Here is an 18639-nt window from a genome sequence, read left to right on the forward strand (position 1 = left end):
CGGTATGATGGATTATAAAGAGACGTTAGAGGAAGTAAAGTCGTTCAGGATCGAGGAGGAACTCTTCAAGAAGTACTGGCGGGTGCTGAAACTGGCACGGACGCCGACTCGCGACGAGTTCTCCAAGATTGCCGTCGTGGCGGCGGCCGGGATCATGCTCATCGGCCTTGTCGGCTTTATCATATACGAGATCATGCTGGTACTGCCCAAATGATGGATATGGTTGAGAGTACAAACCGGATATACGCGATAAAGACGACCGCAAAGCAGGAGCGGACGGTCGCCGACAACATCGATAAGGTGATCCGCGAGCAGAAGGACATTCACGTGGTGGCCGTCATGGTTCCCGAGGAACTGAAGGGCTACGTCCTCGTGGAGAGCCCGGACTCCATCGCCCGGATAGAGCAGCTGGTGGAGATGATCCCCCATGCGCGCGCGGTGGTGCACGGCTCGACGGCCCTCTCCGAGGTGGAGCATTTCCTGGTGCCGAAGAAGGCAGTCAGCGGCATCACCGAGGGCACTATCGTCGAGATCATTGCAGGTCCGTTCAAGGGCGAGAAAGCGGTCGTCAAGCGCGTCGATTCCGGAAAGGAAGAGATTACGGTCGAACTCTATGAGAGTATGATTCCGATCCCGATTACGGTCCGTGGCGACTCCGTTCGCGTCGTGGAGCGGTCGGAAAACATTTCCTGAATAATATAACGTTCATCTTCTTTTTTCCCCGCCGCGTTCCGCGTTATCGGCAGCGATGCAACTCCCGGCGGCCGGGCGCTACGTTGAATGCGGGCCGGTGCGCCACCCGGGTACTGTACTTTAAATCCTCCCACGTTGACCTTAGATAACCCAGGCAACTATTCCCCTGAGGAATAATCAGCTGGTGAACTTGTATGGCAGAAACGGTCGAGGTATTGGTACCCGGTGGCAAGGCAACAGCAGGCCCGCCTCTGGGGCCCGCGCTCGGACCTCTCGGTATCAACGTGAAGGCTGTCGTCGACGAGATTAACAAGAAAACAGCCGAATTCAACGGCATGCAGGTGCCGGTGACGGTTACGGTCGACGATAAGAAGAACTTCACGATTGAGGTGGGCATTCCGCCCACGACGGCGCTCGTCATGAAAGAGGCCGGTATCACGAAGGGTTCGACAGAGCCGGGTGCTTTAGTGGCGGGAGATCTGCCACTGGAGGCCGCTGTCCGTATTGCCCGTATGAAGTTTGATGGCATGCTCTCGTACGATCTGAAGTCCGCGGTCAAAGAGGTCCTCGGAACGTGCGTGAGTGTCGGTGTCACCGTCGAGGGGAAGAAGCCCCGCGAGATGATCCAGGCCGTCAACAACGGGGAGTACGACAGCGTACTCGTCGCATAGATGTCAGACAACCATAGAAGATCGTGAGGTCGTGTACTATGGAGGCAAAGGATGGTTGATAAAACCAGTATACAGGAAGCCGTGAAGACGGCCCTCTCAAAGGCTCCGGAACGGAAGTTCAAGGAGAGCGTGGATATCACCGTCAACCTCAGGAATATCGACATGTCCCAGCCCAAGAATCGTATTGATGAGACGATTCTCCTCCCGAACGGTTTTGATAATATCAAGATCGCAGTTCTCGGGAAGGGCGATATCACCACACAGGCAAAAGAGGTGAATGTGGACCTCATCATCGGACCTGAGGAGATCGAGCGGCTCGGGGGAGAGCCCCGCGAAGCGCGCAAGATGGCGGATGAGTACCGGTTCTTCCTTGCCGAGACGGCAATGATGCCTCTCGTCGGCCGTTATCTCGGTGTCAGGCTCGGTCCGCGTGGACGGATGCCGATGCCGGTTCCGCAGGGAATGGACATCCGGCCGATCGTCCAGCGTCTGAGGAGCTCCGTGAAGATCCGGACGAAGGATAAGAAGGTCTTCCACACGAAGGTCGGTTCCTCCGGAATGACCCCCGAGCAGATAGCCGAGAACATCGATACGGTTATCCGGAGGGTCGAGTCCGTGCTCGAGAGCGGAGCGATGAATATCCACTCAGTCTACGTGAAGACGACCATGGGGCCGGCAGTGAGGGTGATCTGATGGCGCTCTATACGCACCACCTGCCCCGGTGGAAGAAGGATGAAGTAGAAGAGATCAAGCGCGGTATCGAGGAGCACTCGCTCGTCGGCGTCGTGGACATGTATGGCATTCCCGCCTCGCAGGTCCAGCAGATCCGGCGGAACCTCCGCGGCACGGCGAGGGTGAAGATGGCAAGGAACACGCTGATCGAGCACGCCTTAAACGAGCTCGGCGGCAGCGTCGCGGCCTTAAACGACCACGCCGACGGCCAGAGCGCTCTGATCTTCACGAACGAGAATCCTTTCAAGCTCTTCAAGCTGCTCGAGAAGACCAAGACGAAGATGGCGGCGAAGCCCGGCGAGACAGCTCCCGAGGATATCGTCATCCCGAAGGGTCCGACCAGCTTCAAGCCCGGCCCGATCGTGGGCGAGCTCCAGCAGGTGGGCATTCCCGCAGCCATTGAGGGCGGAAAGGTCAAGATTCGCGAGACGAAGACGGTCGTGAAGAGGGGCGAGGTCATCAACAAGAAGGTTGCCGACGCTCTCGTGAAACTCGGCGTCAAGCCGATGGATGTCGGCCTCATCCTGCAGGCCGCATACTACCGGGATACCATCTTCACGCCGGACCTGCTCGCTATCGATGAGGACGCCTACGCGAACAACATCGTGCTCGCGGCCCAGCAGGCGTTCAACCTCTCGGTCAACGCCGTCATCCCGACCAGGCTTACCGTCGCGGCCATCATCGGCAAGGCGGTGCGCGAGGCCCGGAATGTGGGCGTCGAGGCGAGTATCTACGAGAAGGATATCGTCGACCTGATCATCGGGCGGGCACAGCGCGAGATGCTGGCCGTCGCGCTCGCGGCGCAGGGCCGTGGGTTCGAGCTCGATGAGGCGACCCTGAAAGCCGCATCGGCTGCGACCGCTGCGGCACCCGCGGCAGCAGCCCCGGCGGCAGCCGAGGATAAGCCCGAGGAAGAAGAGTCTGAAGAGGAGAAGAAGGAAGAGGATGAAGAGGGCGGCATGGCCGGTCTCGGCGCCCTCTTCGGCTAATATCATTTCAAAAAGAGGTGAATGAACTATGGAGTATATCTACGCTGCACTGCTCCTGCACAACGCAGGCAAAGATGTAACTGAAGAGAATGTGACTGCTGTCCTGAACGCGGCCGGTGTCGCGGTCCAGGATGCCCGCGTGAAGGCGCTCGTCGCCGCACTCGAGGACGTGAACATCGAGGAGGCCATCAGCAAGGCCGCCGTCGCGTCCGTCGCCGCTGCCCCCGCCGCAGCCGCTGCCCCTGCAGCCGCCGCGCCAGCAGCCGAGGAAGAGGCCGAGGAAGAGGGCAAGAAGGAAGAGGAAGAAGAGAGCGGCATGGCCGGTCTCGGCGCCCTCTTCGGCTAAACCTTTTTTCTTTCGCCTTTAACGAACCGGTTGTCTTCGCGGTTCGAGTGACGTTCCACTCTCGCCAGACCTTTTAGAATGCTTCTCCGGGCAGCCGTGCGTCTTTTTTCGGTATTACGCTGCCAGGCGGGTGATCTACGGGGAAAAAGAGGGCTTCTGTCCGATCACAACCCGCGGGCTACGGGATCTCACTTCTCCACGCTCCCGCCGTAGACCACCTGCCCGAAGCTGATGCAGCCGTCGCCGAGCGGGTAGTCCCTGTTCATGATGAACTCGAGCCCGGCGGCACGGATCTCTGACCGGATCGTCTCCCGGATCGCACGGTTGTAGGCCACCCCGCCCGAGAGCGCCACCCGGGGGATCCCTCGTTCTTCGGCCGCCCGGACGGCCATCGCGGCGACGCCACGGGCGAGGTTGTGCTGGAGCGATGCGGCGAGATCCTCGGCCCGCTCCCCTGCGGCTGACCTCCGGTATGCCTCAGAAAGGAGCGAGCGGGTCGAGAGAACCTCGCAGCCGCCGTCGCCCCGCCGGTATTCAATCTCCCAGGCCGAGGGCTTCCCGGCGTGCGCCGCGGTCTCGAGTTTCATCGCCGGCTCCCCGTCGTAGGTTCGCTCCCGGCAGATCCCGAGGAGGGCCGCGGCGGCGTCCAGCACCCGGCCGGTGCTCGATGTCGCGGCGACGTTCAGCCCCCGCTCCACCTGCCGGACGAGGACGGCAAGTTCGATATCGCTCCAGCCCCGCGCTGCAAGGAGGTCTCTCACCCCCGATGTCGGGAGGATGCCGTAGAGCATCCGTTCCGGGAACCGGGTGGCGAGGTCGCCGCCCGGCATCGGGACGACCTCGAGGTGGGCGACCCGGTCGAGGTGGGGTACCTGTCCGGCGAATACCTCCCCGCCCCAGATCGTGGCATCGTCGCCGTAGCCCACCCCGTCGATCGCGATCCCGACGCACTCCTCCCGGGTCGTGGCGGCGATGTGCGCCCGGTGGTGCTGGACGGCGAGGAGCTCCGCCCCGGTCGCTTCGGCAACCTCCTTCGCGTAGCGGGTCGAGAGGAACTGCGGGTGGAGGTCGTGGACGATCCGGTCGTACCTGGCGCCGGTGAGGCCGCCGAGTCTCTCCGCCGTCTCCTGCAGGTAGGCGAGGGTCTGGGGGTTCCTGACGTTTCCGACATGCGGGGAGGTGATGCAGAAACCGCCCTTGTAGATGGAGACGTTCGCGTTCAGTTCCGGGCCGACGCCGAGGATGCATCCTTTGCCGAGGTCGATCGCCTCCCGTTTCGGGGCGAGGCCGCGGGAGAGCCGGATGATGTAGCCGTCCCGGACGACGGAGTCGTCGCACCGGTTGACGATCCGGCGGTCGTGGGTGAGGATGTAGTCCACCTGCCCCGGAAGCCGCTTGAGAGCGAGACCGAGATCGGTGATCATCGGGTAGCCCGGCAGGTTCGCGCTCGTCATGATGAGGAGCGGGTGGGCGAGGTTCGCGAAGAGGAGGTGGTGCAGCCCGGTGTAGGGGAGCATGCATCCGATGGTGTGGAGGTCTGATATCGCCGGGAGAGACGTGGGATCACGCTTTTCGAGCACCACGATCGGGCGAGCCCGGGAGTGGAGGATCGCCCGCTCTTCGTCCGAGACGATCGCGAGCCGTTCCACCTCCTCCGGGGTCGCCATCACTGCGAGGGGTTGTTCCGTCCGGCCGAGGCGGCGTTTCAGAACCCCCGCCGCCTCCTCGGTGCAGGCGATATGAAATCCCCCGATCCCGCGGATGGCGACGATCGAGCCCGCGTCGAGGAGGGCCGCCGCTTCCCGGATGGGGTCTCCCGCCACCGCCGTTCCGTCGGCCCGGAGGAGGGCGAGACCCGGCCCGCAGGTCGTACAGGCGATCGTCTGGGCGTGGTGGCGGCGGCACGACGGGTCGGTGTACTCCCCCTCGCAGGCGGGGCAGACCGGGAACTCCGCCATCGACGTACGCTCCCGGTCATAGGGGATGGTATTGATGATGCTGTACCGGGGCCCGCAGTTGACGCAGGACGTTGCCCAGTACCCCTCGTATCGGCCGCCCTGCGCGAAAATATCGGCGATGCAGTCGTCGCAGATGGCGACGTCGGTCGGGATGAACCCCGAGAGGCTCCCGGAGTTGCTTTCGAGGATGGTAAACCCTTCGGTCTGCCCGCCGCGCAGATTCTGGACATCTACGGAATCTATCTGAGATAATGGCGTTCCTTTAGAAACAGCCACCAGAAACTCCTCGAAGCGCTCGCCGAACGCATGGATCTCGACCTCGCTCCCGAGGTTTTTGACCGTCCCCGTGATCCCGAATTCCCTCGCTTTTGCATAGACAAAGGGACGAAACCCGACGCCCTGGACGATGCCCCGGATGATGATTATGCCACTGGTACGCATTGAGATTTCAGCAAAAATTTATGGAGTTATACCACCATATAACAATAGGGTATCGCAGTGACGGGACATATTAAAATTCTTAACGATCCAGTAGAACTGGTTCCTCTTCTCATAACGTTCAATAATGTCGATTATAAAAAGATCTACGAGCTCCTGAACAAGGCCTGGCTGACCGAGGAAGATCTGGTGGCGTATGCCGGCCCCTCGACAGTGACCGAGTGCCTTGCTATCCTCAAGAAGGGAAACCTGATCGAAGAACAGTGGCGGATGCCCAAGCCCGGAGAGAAGCCGTTGAAGGAGTACCGCGCGACATACAGCAAGTTCCGGGCCAGTTTCCAGTGTTCCATGGGCGATATCGGAGATCTGCTGCACATCGCCGTCTCGAACGACGAGGGTCTCCGCACGATTGTGGACTCGGTCGAGCAGGAGATCGTGGCCGGAACCACCTCCATCGGCGATATCTCCCGAAAATACGGGGTCAGCCCCACTTTCATCAAGGGACTGGCGAAGAGGATCCCCGGTCTCGACGTGAAAGGGCAGGGAATGGTGCTGCTTGACCGAATTCACTGACGACCCTCTTTACGTCATCCTGCGCAGCAAACGGGAGGCCACCCGGTTCCAGATTCTCGTAGAGGTCGCTGAACACCAGCCGGCCGTCCGCCAGCAGGAGATCGCCGCGAAACTCGGGGTGACGCCTCAGGCCGTCTCCGAGTACATCCGGGAACTGGTTGACGAAGGGCTGGTCACCGCTCATGGCCGGGGCCGCTACGAGGTGACGAAGAACGGGATCGAGTGGGTTCTGCATCACGCCGAGGCGCTTGAGTCCTACGCCCGCCACGTCAACCGCGATATCATCCAGCAGGTGGCGGTCTGGACGGCCATCGCCCGGGACGATATCCGGAAGGGGGATACGGTCGGTGTCTTCATGCAGGACGGGTGGCTTTATGCAACGAAAGAAGAGCAGAGCGCCACCGGCCTCGCGACCATGGACGCGGCACCGGGAGAAGACCTCGGCGTCGCCCAGTTGAACGGCATCATCCAGCACGAGGAGGGGCTCATTCACGTCTGCAAGGTGCCGCGGGTGGAGCGGGGCGGGTCCCGGCAGGTCAGCACGGATCTTCTCCGCGAGGCGATCCGGGACGTCGAGATGGTGGGCGCCGTCGGCCTCGAATCCTACGTGGCCCTCAGGAAGGCGGGCATCGAGCCGGATATGTTCTTTGGCTCAAGGGAAGGTGTCGTCGAAGCGGCGTTTCACGGTCGGGAGTGCGCAATTTTTATCGTCGATGAGGAGTTTACCGATTTCCTCAAACGTCTGGAGACGGTGGGGCTCACCTACACGATCCACGACCTGATCCCGTCATGAAAGTCATTGTCCAGCCCCAGAAAGGCACGTATAAACTGTTGTTCGTCGAAGGCGGCCGTGTCGAAGGTTCGGGTTTCGTCGACCTGACTGCGACCCCGAAGGGTCAGCGGCCGAAGAACTTCAAGATGCGCCGGCGCGGCAAACAGCTCAAGCCCACCCCGACCCGCGATCTCATCGCCCTGTTGCGCCGCTCCTCGGTGCTCCTTGCAGCGAGGAGCCCTGAGTTCGAGTCGTTCCTTGCCGATCTCCAGATCTCATGGTCGCGGATCAATATCTGCCGGTTCTGCCAGCTCGAGGACCGGTTCGTGCCGGTCGACAGGACGACCGGTGTGCGGTACGGCGGCGAGTGGATCTGCATGGAGTGCGCAAAGCGTGAGATGCGCCGGGAGCTTGGTTACCTGGGGAAGTTCGGCGGCTCGGTGCTCGTCCACCTGGAGAAACTTCTCGTTCAGGTTCGCGATCTCGACCGGGTGCTGGCGTCGGTGGGGCCCGAGCACCCCGACCGGAAGCGGACGCTCTTTGACCGGCTCGAGGCACACGAGGTTCAGGAGACCGCCCATATCACCGACCTGCCGTTGCCTCCCGCATTCGCGAAGGCCGCCGGGGTCGAGTACCTGATGCCCGTCCAGCAGCTCGCCGTCCAGAACGGCCTCCTCGAGGGGCAGCACCTCCTGGTCGTCGCGGCCACTGCGAGCGGCAAGACCTTCATCGGGGAGATGGCCGGGATGAAGAACTTCCTCGAAGGCCGGGGGAGGACGCTCTTTCTGGTTCCGCTGGTCGCGCTCGCGAATCAGAAGTATCAGCGGTTCCGCGACCGCTACGGCCATCTCGTCCGGGTCACGCTGCAGACCGGGGTGAGCCGTCTCAACCTCCCCGAGACCCGATCCTCAGGGGACCGGGACGTCAACGCTCCCGTGGTGGTCGGAACCTACGAGGGAATCGACCACGCTCTCCGGACCGGGCGATCCTTGAAGGATATCGGGACCGTCGTCATCGACGAGGTGCAGATGCTCGAAGACCCGGAGCGCGGCCACCGTCTCGACGGACTGATCGCCCGGCTCAAGCACATCGCGCCCGAGGCTCAGTTCCTCTATCTCTCGGCCACGATCGGGGCTCCCGGGCTGCTCGCGGAGAAACTCCAGGCAAACCTTGTCCGCTACGCGGACCGGCCGGTCCCGCTCGAGCGCCATCTCATCTTCGTCGAGAGAAACAAGAAGATCAACTTCATCAAGCAGATGGTCGCCGAGGAGTTCAAGATACGGTCGTCGAAGGGCTACCGCGGCCAGACGATCGTCTTCACGAACTCCCGCGCCCGCTGCCACGTCATCGCCGACGCCCTCGGAAAGAACGCCGCCCCCTACCACGCGGGGCTGACCTCCCAGGAACGCCGCGACGTCGAGCGGCGGTTTGCAAACGGGGAAGTTGCCGCCGTCGTGACCACGGCGGCGCTTGCCGCAGGCGTCGATTTCCCTGCATCGCAGGTGGTCTTCGATGCCCTGGCGATGGGCATCAAGTGGCTCACCGTCCAGGAGTTCCACCAGATGATGGGTCGGGCGGGCCGTCCGGACTTCCACGATCTCGGCCGGGTGGTCATCCTGGCCGAGCCCGGGGGATCCTACTCCCGGGCGTCCGGGAAGACCGAGGAGGAGGTCGCCGTCGGCCTCCTGCGAGGCGAGATGGAGGAGGTCGCGCCCGAGTACGACATGGAGCAGAGCACGGAGGAGTTCGTCGCGAACGCCGTGGTCTCGAACGGCGACGAGCAGCAGGTCATCAAGATGACCCGCGCGATGGTCGGGACGCTGGAGCCGGCCCTCCCCACGCTCCTCGACTACGGTCTGGTCAAGCGGCGGGCAGGGCGTATCGAACTCACCGATATGGCCCGGGTGATGGCCGAGCACTTCATCGGCGCCGAACGGTTGATGGAGATCATGGATCTCGTCCGGCGCATGGACGATGCGGCCGAGATCGTCGCGGAACTCGAGTGTGCCGAGGAGACGACGCCGTAGGGTTTTTTTTGAGGCTGTCGGGAGAGCCGCCTGGAAAAGATGGCTCTCCCAGAAACCGCGTTTATTTGTGCGCTTAAAGTTTACTTGTCCCCCTGTTTCACGTTTCGGGACGTTGCAACCCCGTGCACGGATTTCCACCGGACATCGCACCTTCGGTGCTCCAGCTCCGTTCCTGCCGGAACGTCGCTTATCGCCACGCACTGCCCCCGCCCCCGGGGCGGGGTGCGACGGGCTGTAGGGCCGGAGCATGAGCACCGAAGGTGCGGAGGAGGAGGCCGGAGGCCGGGTGGGGTGGGGGTTACAGGCATTCATTCCGACGTGGAGACAGGGGAGGGGGGATGCTCCCCCTCAAACCCTACCGGCTTCTCGTGCTCCGTTCCTGCCGGAACATCGCACTCCCCGTCAGCCCCACCCCCACGTGGCGATAGCCACCACGGTCCACTGTATTTGGACTCTCTTGTCTCAACAGGTCTATTGGCGATCAACAGCACTGCAGTATTCTCAACCATCACTGCAGGTTCACTGGCTTCTCACATCCCGGCCGGGTACAGCCCAAACCCCCTCTTCCTACCGATACCTCTCCAGATACTCCCGCACCTTCTCCGACTCCACCCAGCCTTCGTCGAGTTGCTTGAGGATCGCCTTGATCTGCCGGACCTGCTCGCGGATCTTCTCCGCCCGCGGATCATCGATGAGGTCGGCCATCCCCTGGACGACCTGAAGGGGGTTTCTGATGTGGTCGGTCAGAACTGCGAACTGCTCGATGTTCCTCTCGATCTGCCGGTATGCCTCCATCCTCTCCCGCTCGATCCTCTCCCGCTCTTTCATCTCGCGCCTGAGGTTCTCGTTTGCCGCCCGGAGTTCATCTGTTCGTTGCGTCACCAGTTCCTCAAGGCGGTAGCGGTAGTCCAGCAACTCCTTCTCGGCCCGCCGCCTCTCCGTCACGTCCCGGGCGATGATGAGGATGGCCGGCGTGCCCCCGAGGGTGATGCGGTGGATGCTCGCTTCGACGGGGATCCGGTTGCCCTCCCGGGGGATCAGGTCGGCGGAGTGCAGGCGCAGGTCGCCCTTCTTGAAGTCGCTCCGGATGAGGATGACCGATCCCGGGGCGAGGGCGAAGAGTTCGTCCCGGGTATACCCGAGGCACCGGCAGGCGAGCGCGTTCGCATCCAGTACCCGGTAGGGCGTCCCTTCCCTCCCGACGGCACATACCAGCAGGAAATCGTTTCCGCTATCAAAGAGGAGACGGTAACGGTCCCTGCTCTCCTGGAGATCGCGCCGGGAACGGTCCAGTTCTCCGAGCATCAGGTTGACCTCGTCCACAAACCGCGAAACCGGGTCGCCCCGGGCGGCAGGGAAGCGGGCCGGGGGACTGCTCGTTGACCTGATACCTTCGATGCTTGAGTCCATGCCGGCGATGCGTGCGGCGACTTCCCGCTCCTTGAGCCAGATTCCGAGCAGCCCGAAGGCGATGCAGACGACGAGGAGTTCGATGAGCAGAACGCCGGGAGAGGTCAGGATATCGCCGGAGATGCCAAACGGGAGAATAAGCGCGAAGGGGATCCGGTTGCGAGGCCGGGGCATACGGTAGGCCGGGGGGGAAAAAGCGGGGGACAGGGGGTGGTCGTTGCAGGAGGCCATGCCGTTATACCGAGTCGCATATACCGGGGCAGATTCCTGCCCGTGGCCTGCGGGACTGACCGGGGAGGTCATCCGGTCGCCCCGCAGGTGTCTACCGTGGTGGTTCCGGGGCGCTTTTTATCCGTGCGCCTTTGTATCCCATGATAGTAAATGTAGTATATATATGTTGCCTATACGGGGGAGAAGTTTACAGCGTAAATTCGATTTTTTATATCGGTTGAGGGGACCTTGCGGGACACCGAAGCAGGTGTGTCGGTCTTTTGGCAGACTGATCCGGGGGGCGGAGGAGACCTATCCGGACCCGGGACTCTCATTCTTATCGGCTGCGCGGGCGCTCCTCTGCATCATCACCGCGAAGATCACGGTTCCGAGGAGGCTTATCGCGCCGCCTACGTAGAAGACGGCGTCGATGCCGATGTAGTCCATGAAGACGCCCCCCATCAACGGTGCGATGATCATGCCGATCCCGAAGACCGTGTTGTAGGCGCCCATCGAAGTTCCCATCCCGATCGTTCGGCCCGCATCGACCGTCAGGGCCATGATGGCCGGCTGCTGGATGGCCCCCCCGATACCGACGAAGGAGGTGATCAGGAGCAGGGGGCCAAACGATCCCGATAGAGGAATCACAGCGATCGCCAGCGCTGTTATTGCCGAACCCACGACGATCAGGGTGACCTTGTTCCCGGTATCGGTGATCCTTCCCATCGGCACCTGGAGGAGCGCCATCAGGAAGGTGTTCGCGGAGAGGACGATGCCCACCTCGGTGGGACTGATCGCGATCAGCGGGCCGAAGATCGGAATGAAGACCATCATGCCTCCACGCCCGAGTGCGCTGATGAAGGAGAAGACCATGACCCCCCGCATGACCGGGAGCCTGAGGATCTCCCGGAGCGGGACCGCGTTCCCTTCGGAAACCGTGAACGTGCCGCTTTTCGCCTCCGGAAGGGAGATGCCGACGAGGAGCGTGGCGAACGCCGAGAGGGCGGCCATGACGTAGAAGACCGAGTCCAATCCGAACGTGTCGTTCAGGAAGCCCCCGAGCAGCGGCCCCATCCCCATGCCGAGGAACATCGAGATGGAGAAGTTCCCCATATGGCTCCCCTCTTTCCCCTTCTCCGAGAGGTCGGCGACGTAGGCCATGGCTATCGGGACGACCATGGCCGATGCGAGGCCGTGGGCGAAGCGGACTGCGGTGAGCGAGTAAACACTGTCGACGATGATATACGCAAGCGACAGAACCGCGTACGCGAACATGCCGATGAGGATGATCCATTTCCTCCCCCGGCGATCGGATATCCGGCCGATGATGGGCATGAAGACCGACCGGGAGAGAGCAAAGGCTGAGAAGATGATGCCGAGCCAGATGCCGGTCGCACCGAGGTTCTCCGCGTAGATGGGCAGCAGCGGGCTGACGATCCCGAGCCCGAGCATGGTGGCGAAGACGGAGATGAATAAGACGTTATAGATGCGTTTGGCGGTATTCATGCAAGTTACACTCGAATAAGGATCAGGCCCGCGAATCGGGTCTGCGGGGGGTTGTTCTACAGTTGCGGGGAAAAGAGTTGGTGGTACTGCGCCTTATATATTAGGTCGCGGTTCGGAATCACATCTGGTGTGCGACGCAGCACCACCGGTCGTAGAGCGGATCACGCCGGTTCTCGAAGATCTCGGTCTTCCTGCCTTCTCGTGTGCACCACTCTTCCACTCTGGCAGCCTCCTCCTCCGTGCCGACGGTGATCAGCGTCTCGCTGGTGAGAGCGAGGAGGTTCGCGACGATCGTTCTCCAGAGGGTTGTATTGTAGGAGTAGATCTCCCCGACCATGAAGGCCGCGCCGAGGGGAACCGGGTCGATATAATGGGACGCCTTCTGCGCGTCGATGCAGATGGTGTCTGAGGGCACGAGACGCCCTTTCGAGAGGCCGAGCGCGAGGAGCGCCGGATCGTTGTCGTAGGCGAGCGCCCGCACCCCTCCCGCCCGGAGAGCCGCGGTGCCGACCCCCGACCCGCAGCAGCAGTCGAGACAGGGTGTTCCCGCGCGGTCGCCCCAGACCTCGTCGAGGAGGTCGCGGATCTTTCCTTCCCGGTCGTGGCGGAGGTCTTCGAGGGCGGGGAACGTGGTCGCCAGCAGTTCCGTGCTGTAGTACTCGCGGACCGCCGAGAGCCATCTCTCCCGGCTCTCCTGGTAGATCTCGCCGCCGACCGCCTCGAAACACTCGATGGCGGCGAGCGTCGGCTCCCGGAAGAGGAACGAGGCTGCGTGCCACCCCTCGTCGTCGTGGAGCGCGAGCGCGATCGGCTCCTCCTTCTCGTCGACCAGGAGGCGGCCCTCGTCCGGCGCTATCCGGAGCAGCAGCAGCGTGCACGAGTCTACCGCCAGGTCCGAAAACGACGGCTCGACCAGCCGGCACCCCTCGACCTCGAGGATCTCTGCAACCTTCATGCCGCCCGCCTCTCGATCTTCATGCCGCCCGGCGCCCGGATGACCCCGTCCACGCGTGCGTCTTCGTGCAGGGTGAGACGTTTGCAGGAGACGTTCCCGAGGATATGCACTTCCTGCTCGATCGTCACGTCGCCGTCGCTCTGGACGTCGCCGTGAACGGCCGTTCCTCTGGCGATGCTCGCACCTTCGCGCGCATGAAGGCTCCCGAAGATCGTCGTCTCCTCCCGGACGGCGATCGAGCCGGCGCGGATGTTCCCGTGCAGCCGGCACCCGGCCCCGACAGCCATCTTCTCCGGAACGGCGAAGGTCTGCATGTTGAGGACGGCGCCGCCCGGGATCATCAGCGGCGTGGCGGTGGGAGTGGTCTCGTCGTCGTCGCCGAAGAGTTTCTCGAGGACGGAACTCAGCTCTTCCTCCTTCTCGATCCCGAGGACGGCCACCAGGTACATCACGATGTAGATGATGACCGGCATCGGGTTTCGGATGGAGATCCAGCCTTTCGCCTCGAACCCGCGCTCGATCTGGACGTTGTCCCCGATATCGAGGTCGCCCTTGACGACCAGTTTGCCCAGGATCTTCACCCCTTCGCCGAGGTAGGCGTCCTCCTCGACGACGACGTCCCCGTTGATCTCGCACCAGTTGTCTATCCTGGCGTCGCCGCTTGCAACGATGTTGCCGTTGATCTTGCTGAATTCACAGACCACGACATCGTTGCCGAAGAGGCCGTAATCGATCCGGCACCGCTCGCCGATGACGATATCCTGTTCGGTCTTGAGCGTCCTCTCCTGGAGCTCGGTATTGTCCGGGAGGGTGCAGCCCTTGATCCAGTCGTGGTCTCCTGTCGGTTCCATTTACCCGGTATAATCTTCATGCCCCATACTTATGACTCTTATTAATTAGATCCAGGGTGATCGGCATGAGATCGCGGCCGCGGATACGGTGAAGCCCACCCTCCGCGCACGAGATCTCGTCGAACCGGTTCGTCCGGTCGATCCGGACGCCCGGCCCCCGGATGACGACCGGAACCGGGTCGGCGCTGTGGTCTTTGACCGAGCAGGGCGTGCTGTGGTCGGCGCAGATGACGATCAGCGTCTCCTTGAGATCGAGCAGCGGCGCGAGGGCCTTATCAATCACTTCGATGAAGTCGCGTTTCTGGATGCCTTTGCCGTCGTGACCGGCCTCGTCCGCGCCCTTGATATTCATCAGCACGAAGTCCTTCCGGCCGAGTTCGCCTATCGCCGCCCGCACCTTGGCGTCGAGATCGGAGTCGGCCGACCCGGTCGTCCCCGGCACCGGGATGTGCTCGAGCCCCACGACCTTCCCGATCCCGGAGATGAGGGTGGCCGCCGAGATGACGCTCCCGGAGAGCCCGTAGCGCTCGGAGAACTGCGGCAACTCGCCCATCTTTCCGGCACCCCGGATCAGGAGGAGATTTGCGGGCGGCAGTCCTTCCTCCATTCGCCGGACGTTCATCGGGTGGTGATACAGGATCTTGCCTGACTGGCGGATGAACTCGTTGCAGGCATCGGCGGTCTTTCTGTCCGCCGGGTCGTCGGTGCAGGGCCGAATCGTGAGCGGCTGCACCCCCTCTTTCTTCGGGTCGTTCGAAGAGACCTTATCGCCGAGCCCTTCCCCGACGAGAGCGAGGGCTGCCCGGTGGCCGGCGCCCGCCTCGAACCGGAACTCCAGGCCGAGCGCCGAGAGGTCGACGCCGTCCCGGATGGCCTCTGCAAGCGGTTCCGTCCCGGATATCCGGCCGGCCCGGCGGTCGGTAACGAGGCCGTCCGCGTCCACGGTGCCGAAGTTGCACCGGAAGCCGATCATCCCGGCGGTCATGTGGATGCCGGTTCCTTCGGCCTCGAGCGGGCCGCGGCCGGTGTAGAACTCCTGCGGCGGGTAGCCGAGCAGGGCGAGGTGGGAGGTGTCGGACCCGGGCCGTATCCCGGGCGCGACGGAATCCATGATCCCGCATATGCCTTCAGCGGCGAGCCGGTCGAGAACCGGGGTTCGTGCGGCGGCGAGGGGGGTCAATCCGTCCAGCGCTTCGCAGGGGCGGTCGGAGATCCCATCCAGTACCAGGAAGAGAACCTTCTCAGCAATCATCGAGAACAGATGAGATCCGTAACGTGATTACTCTTCCCGGTAGGCAACCGAGATCCGGGTCGCCGGATAGCCCTTCTCCTTCTGGACGAGTGCCAGGCACCGCTCGATCCGGAGAAGCGCCTCCTGTGCGAAGATCTCGCTCTCCTTGCGGCGCTCCTCCCCGCACCCGAGCATGATGAGGATGTTGGCCGTCTTGATGATCTCGGCCGAGAGACACCGGAGTTCTCCAGCGAGTTCCTCGCCGAGGACTGCTCTCATGTCGCACGCGCAGTTATAGAGCTGGTGCGAGCACTGCTCGAGCATCGCGTTCGAGGCGAGAACCCGGGCGCTGCCGCTCTCCCTCTCCCGGAGTTCGTCCCACTCCCGGTGGAACCGGACAATCATCCTCACGATGATCCCCCGCGCCATCGTCTGCTGCTCGTCGAGACCCTGACGATTGAGCACGACCCGGTTCGTTCTCCGCCCTTCGACCATCATTGCCGTCACCTCCCTCTCGTCTTCCGGCGGATGCATACCCCGTCATGGAGCATATACCCTTCGCGCCGTTCCCGCCGGGTGAGCGAGGGGGCGTGAAGGCAATGGGATTGCAAAAATAAGGTGAGCAGCCGGCCTTATATGGCCGCAACCTGCTCGAGTTTGGACTTGGTGATCTCGACCCGGCGGATCGGGTAGATCGTCTTGACGACCTTGAAGATGTCCCGGGCCATGTCGCCGGAGACGATCTCCTTGACCAGGGTCTCGAAGTCGCTCTCTGCCGCCCTGGCAGCGAGGGCCTGCGAGATTGCCTGCCGTACGGCGTGCACCTGGCTCTGCTCGGCCCTCGAGAGGGTGAGACAGACGACCGTCACCCGCAGGAGTTTCTTGTCCTTGCTGACGATCGGGTGGATGGTGTCGATGCGGGATGCCCGCCGCTTGACCATCGACCGGAGGTAGTCGCGGGTCACTTCGTGCCCGACGAACTCGGTGTACGCGGCGTCGCCTGCGACGTTGTTGATCTTGAACCTCATCTTGATGTGGGACTTGGAGTAGTCCTGCACGACTTCGCCGAGCGTAGCGGTCATGACGCGGCCGACCATGTTCTCGGGGTCGGCGGAGATGGCGTCACCGATCTCGGCTTTGCCGAAGGCGTCGGGTACGTAGACACGGTACCACTTCTTGGCCTTCCAGCCTTCCAACCTTCTTCCAACCTGTTTCTTCTTTGCCATGGTATCACTTCTCTCTTATTATCGATTTTTCAGCCCATTTGATCCTGATTCCACTCCGGACTTCTCCGATCCGCTCTGCCGCCGTCTCGTGGCGGCGCTGCATACGTCCTCCGCGATCGCCAGGTTCATGAGGTAGTCGTCCACCGAGGCGATGATCGACCTGAGCCTGGTTCCGTCGATCTCGGCCCGCACCCTCTCCTCGATCGCGGTTGTCCGGATCAGGGTGAGGTTGTCGGGTTCGAGTGCCGCGGCCACGCAGCCGGGGAGGCTGTGCGGCGTCTCGATCGTGCCCTCGATCCGGATCATGCCGGAATCGCCTCCAGGAGCGCTTGCCTGAACCGGTCGGCCTGATCGGCGGCGATCCGGGCGCCGGCTCTCAGGCGGTGCCCGCCGCCCCGGCCGCCGCACGCCTCCGCGATCGTTCGCATCAGCGCCTCGAGGTCGAGGTCGATGCCCGGCGGGCAGCGTGCCGAGACGGAGCAGTCATCGCCGTTCCTGCCGATGACGAAGACGGGCCCGGTCTGGACGAAGTCGTTTGCGAGCGCGTCCGCGACGTCGCTTGCAACACCTCCGTTGTCCACGCTGAAGATGGCGACGCGTTCGTCGAGGCGGCGCGCCCCGCGGATGCCGGCGACGACCTCCTGCCGGTAGCGGGCGGCGATCTCCCAGGCTTCCTGGATCGCGTGGCTCGAACGGAGACAGAGCGATGCGCCGACATCTCCGTTCCCGGCCTTGCCGCAGGCGTCGACGACGGCGGTGAGATTCAACGCCTCGTCGATCACCTCCCGGCCGAGGCTGTAGGTGGTGCCCCAGATCCCCGAGAGTGCGGAGGCCGAGGCACTGGGGGCGGCCGCGAGGACGACCCGGGTGAGGAGCGACTCGGTGTCCATGTCGTCCTCGTCGGTGACCTCGGCAACCAGCGTTCGGGCGGCGTCGGGCTCGCCCGAGAACCCCGTGAGGTAGGGGTCGACGGCGAGCGCGAGTTGCTCGACGAGCCATCTCCCCGGGAGGCGGAGGCCGCGCCGGGGCGTTATGAACCCGTTCGCGATGCCTTCGTTCACGATATCCCTGTTCGGGCCGTCGAGTGCCTGGCCGTCCCCGATGATCCCGAGGAGCGCGAGCCCCGCGAGATCCCGGTTGTCTCCCATGCGCTGGGCGACGAGGTAGGCCGCGCCGGCCGCCGAGAGGTTCCGGTCGCCGTCGACTCCGGCAAGGTGCGGGTTGACATGATAGTCTCCCTCGAAGCGGGGCAGGTGGTGATCCACCACCATGACGTCGCCGGGGAGGTCCGTGAGTGCCGATCCAAAGTCGCAGAGAAGCACGCTGCCGTCGCCGGGGAGGTCGGCCGTGGCGATGCCGGGGCGGATCCTCAGCCGGAACTGTCCGCCCTTGCGGAACATGGCGTGGCAGAGGATGGATGCGGCGGCTATACCGTCGGCATCGTGGTGCGCCAGCACCTCCACGAACTCCTGTTCGAGCAGGTGGTCGGCCAGGCTTGCAGCAGCGGCGTCAAGCGACATGGATCATCAGCGGGTGAGCAGGATCTCCGCGGTCTCCGGTTTGTATGTCCAGCCTTCCGGCATCCGTCCGGACTTGACGTAGTACTTGACCAGTCTGCGCACCTTGGACTCGGCGATCTGCAGCTGACGCTTGTTGTGGACGTCTTTGTTGTTCTCCGCAAGGTGTTTCCTGATCCCGAGTGCTTTCTGCATCAGGTTCCGAAGATCTTCGGGGATCTCGGATTCAAGCCCGTTCTCGCGGAGGATTTCGTTTATGCGCTTGCCGGTGGCGAGCTTGACGTCGGGTACGGCGTACCGATCCCGCAGCGCAAGGCCGATCTGGCTGGTCGACATGCCGTCTTTACGAAGATCAACGACGATCTTCTCGATCTCTGTTGTGTCCGTGTTGGACCACTCGGGAGCCTCCTTCCGGTAGGGCCGGACGGAACCACTGGTTCCGCGACGCCGAGCGTACATTCTTGCCATTCATGCACCTCCGATAGGTATACTATGTTAAGTCCAGAAAAGAGTCCTTTTACTGACTAATCTCTG

General features: G+C 62.9%; 20 protein-coding genes. 9 read left to right on the forward strand and 11 right to left on the reverse strand.

The annotated features are described in order from the left end of the window. The first annotated feature begins 4 nt into the window (after positions 1-4). The 6 genes from MCUHO_RS11300 (at position 5) to rpl12p (ending at position 3431) form a co-directional block, all read left to right on the forward strand. Positions 5-214 carry a protein translocase SEC61 complex subunit gamma gene (locus MCUHO_RS11300; protein WP_067078408.1) on the forward strand — a complete coding sequence of 70 codons (210 nt, stop codon included), beginning with the start codon at positions 5-7 and terminating at the stop codon, positions 212-214. Between the two features lie 5 nt (positions 215-219). Continuing rightward, positions 220-693: a transcription elongation factor Spt5 gene (locus tag MCUHO_RS11305; RefSeq protein ID WP_067078899.1), complete on the forward strand. Its 474-nt coding sequence runs from the start codon at positions 220-222 to the stop codon at positions 691-693. Between the two features lie 194 nt (positions 694-887). After that, the gene (locus MCUHO_RS11310; RefSeq protein ID WP_067078411.1) at positions 888-1364 is read left to right on the forward strand and encodes a 50S ribosomal protein L11; all 477 of its coding nucleotides are present in this window, start codon (positions 888-890) and stop codon (positions 1362-1364) included. 51 nt (positions 1365-1415) lie between these two features. Next, positions 1416-2057 carry a 50S ribosomal protein L1 gene (locus MCUHO_RS11315; RefSeq protein ID WP_067078412.1) on the forward strand — a complete coding sequence of 214 codons (642 nt, stop codon included), beginning with the start codon at positions 1416-1418 and terminating at the stop codon, positions 2055-2057. Then, entirely contained in the window at positions 2057-3085 is a 1029-nt protein-coding gene (locus MCUHO_RS11320) for a 50S ribosomal protein L10 (protein WP_067078414.1), read from the forward strand. Before MCUHO_RS11315 ends, MCUHO_RS11320 begins: the two co-directional genes overlap by 1 nt. 28 nt (positions 3086-3113) lie before the next feature. After that, a complete protein-coding gene (gene rpl12p / locus MCUHO_RS11325; RefSeq protein WP_067078416.1) occupies positions 3114-3431 on the forward strand; it encodes a 50S ribosomal protein P1 in 318 nt (105 codons plus the stop codon). A 188-nt stretch (positions 3432-3619) separates the two neighbouring features. Here rpl12p and hypF read toward each other — a convergent pair whose 3' ends face one another. Beyond that, entirely contained in the window at positions 3620-5830 is a 2211-nt protein-coding gene (hypF, locus tag MCUHO_RS11330; RefSeq protein WP_067078418.1) for a carbamoyltransferase HypF, read from the reverse strand. A 57-nt stretch (positions 5831-5887) separates the two neighbouring features. Here hypF and MCUHO_RS11335 point away from each other — a divergent pair, with 57 nt between their 5' ends. From MCUHO_RS11335 to MCUHO_RS11345, 3 genes are read left to right on the forward strand one after another with little or no spacing between them, the layout of a single operon-like run. Further along, positions 5888-6400, forward strand: a complete 513-nt coding sequence (locus tag MCUHO_RS11335; protein WP_067078420.1) for an ArsR family transcriptional regulator — start codon at positions 5888-5890, stop codon at positions 6398-6400. Next, positions 6384-7193, forward strand: coding sequence for a DUF7839 domain-containing protein (locus MCUHO_RS11340; protein WP_067078422.1), 810 nt, complete (start codon positions 6384-6386; stop codon positions 7191-7193). The genes MCUHO_RS11335 and MCUHO_RS11340 overlap by 17 nt, the downstream gene beginning before the upstream one ends. Then, positions 7190-9199: a DEAD/DEAH box helicase gene (locus MCUHO_RS11345; protein ID WP_067078425.1), complete on the forward strand. Its 2010-nt coding sequence runs from the start codon at positions 7190-7192 to the stop codon at positions 9197-9199. The genes MCUHO_RS11340 and MCUHO_RS11345 overlap by 4 nt, the downstream gene beginning before the upstream one ends. A gap of 567 nt (positions 9200-9766) precedes the next feature. Here MCUHO_RS11345 and MCUHO_RS11350 read toward each other — a convergent pair. From MCUHO_RS11350 to MCUHO_RS11395, 10 genes are all read right to left on the reverse strand, one after another. Then, positions 9767-10783, reverse strand: coding sequence for a PAS domain S-box protein (locus tag MCUHO_RS11350; RefSeq protein ID WP_235808257.1), 1017 nt, complete (start codon positions 10781-10783; stop codon positions 9767-9769). 348 nt (positions 10784-11131) lie between these two features. Next, a complete protein-coding gene (locus tag MCUHO_RS11355) occupies positions 11132-12325 on the reverse strand; it encodes an MFS transporter (protein WP_067078428.1) in 1194 nt (397 codons plus the stop codon). Between the two features lie 118 nt (positions 12326-12443). Next, positions 12444-13280 (reverse strand): class I SAM-dependent methyltransferase, encoded by an 837-nt coding sequence (locus tag MCUHO_RS11360; RefSeq protein ID WP_067078430.1) that lies wholly within the window; start codon positions 13278-13280, stop codon positions 12444-12446. Then, a complete protein-coding gene (locus MCUHO_RS11365) occupies positions 13277-14131 on the reverse strand; it encodes a polymer-forming cytoskeletal protein (protein ID WP_067078432.1) in 855 nt (284 codons plus the stop codon). Before MCUHO_RS11365 ends, MCUHO_RS11360 begins: the two co-directional genes overlap by 4 nt. Positions 14132-14147: 16 nt before the next feature. Continuing rightward, on the reverse strand, positions 14148-15383 hold the full coding sequence (locus MCUHO_RS11370; RefSeq protein ID WP_067078434.1) for a 2,3-bisphosphoglycerate-independent phosphoglycerate mutase: 1236 nt from the start codon (positions 15381-15383) through the stop codon (positions 14148-14150). Between the two features lie 27 nt (positions 15384-15410). Next, entirely contained in the window at positions 15411-15896 is a 486-nt protein-coding gene (locus MCUHO_RS11375) for a hypothetical protein (protein ID WP_067078436.1), read from the reverse strand. A gap of 98 nt (positions 15897-15994) precedes the next feature. After that, positions 15995-16588: a 30S ribosomal protein S3ae gene (locus tag MCUHO_RS11380; RefSeq protein WP_067078438.1), complete on the reverse strand. Its 594-nt coding sequence runs from the start codon at positions 16586-16588 to the stop codon at positions 15995-15997. 18 nt (positions 16589-16606) lie between these two features. Further along, a complete protein-coding gene (locus tag MCUHO_RS11385; protein WP_067078440.1) occupies positions 16607-16894 on the reverse strand; it encodes a KEOPS complex subunit Pcc1 in 288 nt (95 codons plus the stop codon). Next, on the reverse strand, positions 16891-18108 hold the full coding sequence (locus tag MCUHO_RS11390) for a DHHA1 domain-containing protein (RefSeq protein WP_067078442.1): 1218 nt from the start codon (positions 18106-18108) through the stop codon (positions 16891-16893). The genes MCUHO_RS11385 and MCUHO_RS11390 overlap by 4 nt, the downstream gene beginning before the upstream one ends. A gap of 6 nt (positions 18109-18114) precedes the next feature. After that, positions 18115-18573 carry a 30S ribosomal protein S15 gene (locus MCUHO_RS11395; protein WP_067078444.1) on the reverse strand — a complete coding sequence of 153 codons (459 nt, stop codon included), beginning with the start codon at positions 18571-18573 and terminating at the stop codon, positions 18115-18117. Positions 18574-18639 lie beyond the last annotated feature (66 nt).

Origin of the sequence: Methanoculleus horonobensis (genome assembly GCF_001602375.1) — an archaeon.
Classification (GTDB): domain Archaea; phylum Halobacteriota; class Methanomicrobia; order Methanomicrobiales; family Methanoculleaceae; genus Methanoculleus; species Methanoculleus horonobensis.

Coding starts and splice junctions, on each gene's coding strand:
- MCUHO_RS11360 (WP_067078430.1), bottom strand. CDS start 13,280: ATGAAGGTTGCAGAGATCCTCGAGGTCGAGGGGTGCCGGCTGGTCGAG.
- MCUHO_RS11395 (WP_067078444.1), bottom strand. CDS start 18,573: ATGGCAAGAATGTACGCTCGGCGTCGCGGAACCAGTGGTTCCGTCCGG.
- MCUHO_RS11310 (WP_067078411.1), top strand. CDS start 888: ATGGCAGAAACGGTCGAGGTATTGGTACCCGGTGGCAAGGCAACAGCA.
- hypF (WP_067078418.1), bottom strand. CDS start 5,830: ATGCGTACCAGTGGCATAATCATCATCCGGGGCATCGTCCAGGGCGTC.
- MCUHO_RS11300 (WP_067078408.1), top strand. CDS start 5: ATGATGGATTATAAAGAGACGTTAGAGGAAGTAAAGTCGTTCAGGATC.
- rpl12p (WP_067078416.1), top strand. CDS start 3,114: ATGGAGTATATCTACGCTGCACTGCTCCTGCACAACGCAGGCAAAGAT.
- MCUHO_RS11305 (WP_067078899.1), top strand. CDS start 220: ATGGTTGAGAGTACAAACCGGATATACGCGATAAAGACGACCGCAAAG.
- MCUHO_RS11390 (WP_067078442.1), bottom strand. CDS start 18,108: ATGTCGCTTGACGCCGCTGCTGCAAGCCTGGCCGACCACCTGCTCGAA.
- MCUHO_RS11380 (WP_067078438.1), bottom strand. CDS start 16,588: ATGGCAAAGAAGAAACAGGTTGGAAGAAGGTTGGAAGGCTGGAAGGCC.
- MCUHO_RS11365 (WP_067078432.1), bottom strand. CDS start 14,131: ATGGAACCGACAGGAGACCACGACTGGATCAAGGGCTGCACCCTCCCG.
- MCUHO_RS11355 (WP_067078428.1), bottom strand. CDS start 12,325: ATGAATACCGCCAAACGCATCTATAACGTCTTATTCATCTCCGTCTTC.
- MCUHO_RS11350 (WP_235808257.1), bottom strand. CDS start 10,783: ATGCCCCGGCCTCGCAACCGGATCCCCTTCGCGCTTATTCTCCCGTTT.
- MCUHO_RS11345 (WP_067078425.1), top strand. CDS start 7,190: ATGAAAGTCATTGTCCAGCCCCAGAAAGGCACGTATAAACTGTTGTTC.
- MCUHO_RS11375 (WP_067078436.1), bottom strand. CDS start 15,896: ATGCATCCGCCGGAAGACGAGAGGGAGGTGACGGCAATGATGGTCGAA.
- MCUHO_RS11315 (WP_067078412.1), top strand. CDS start 1,416: ATGGTTGATAAAACCAGTATACAGGAAGCCGTGAAGACGGCCCTCTCA.
- MCUHO_RS11370 (WP_067078434.1), bottom strand. CDS start 15,383: ATGATTGCTGAGAAGGTTCTCTTCCTGGTACTGGATGGGATCTCCGAC.
- MCUHO_RS11320 (WP_067078414.1), top strand. CDS start 2,057: ATGGCGCTCTATACGCACCACCTGCCCCGGTGGAAGAAGGATGAAGTA.
- MCUHO_RS11385 (WP_067078440.1), bottom strand. CDS start 16,894: ATGATCCGGATCGAGGGCACGATCGAGACGCCGCACAGCCTCCCCGGC.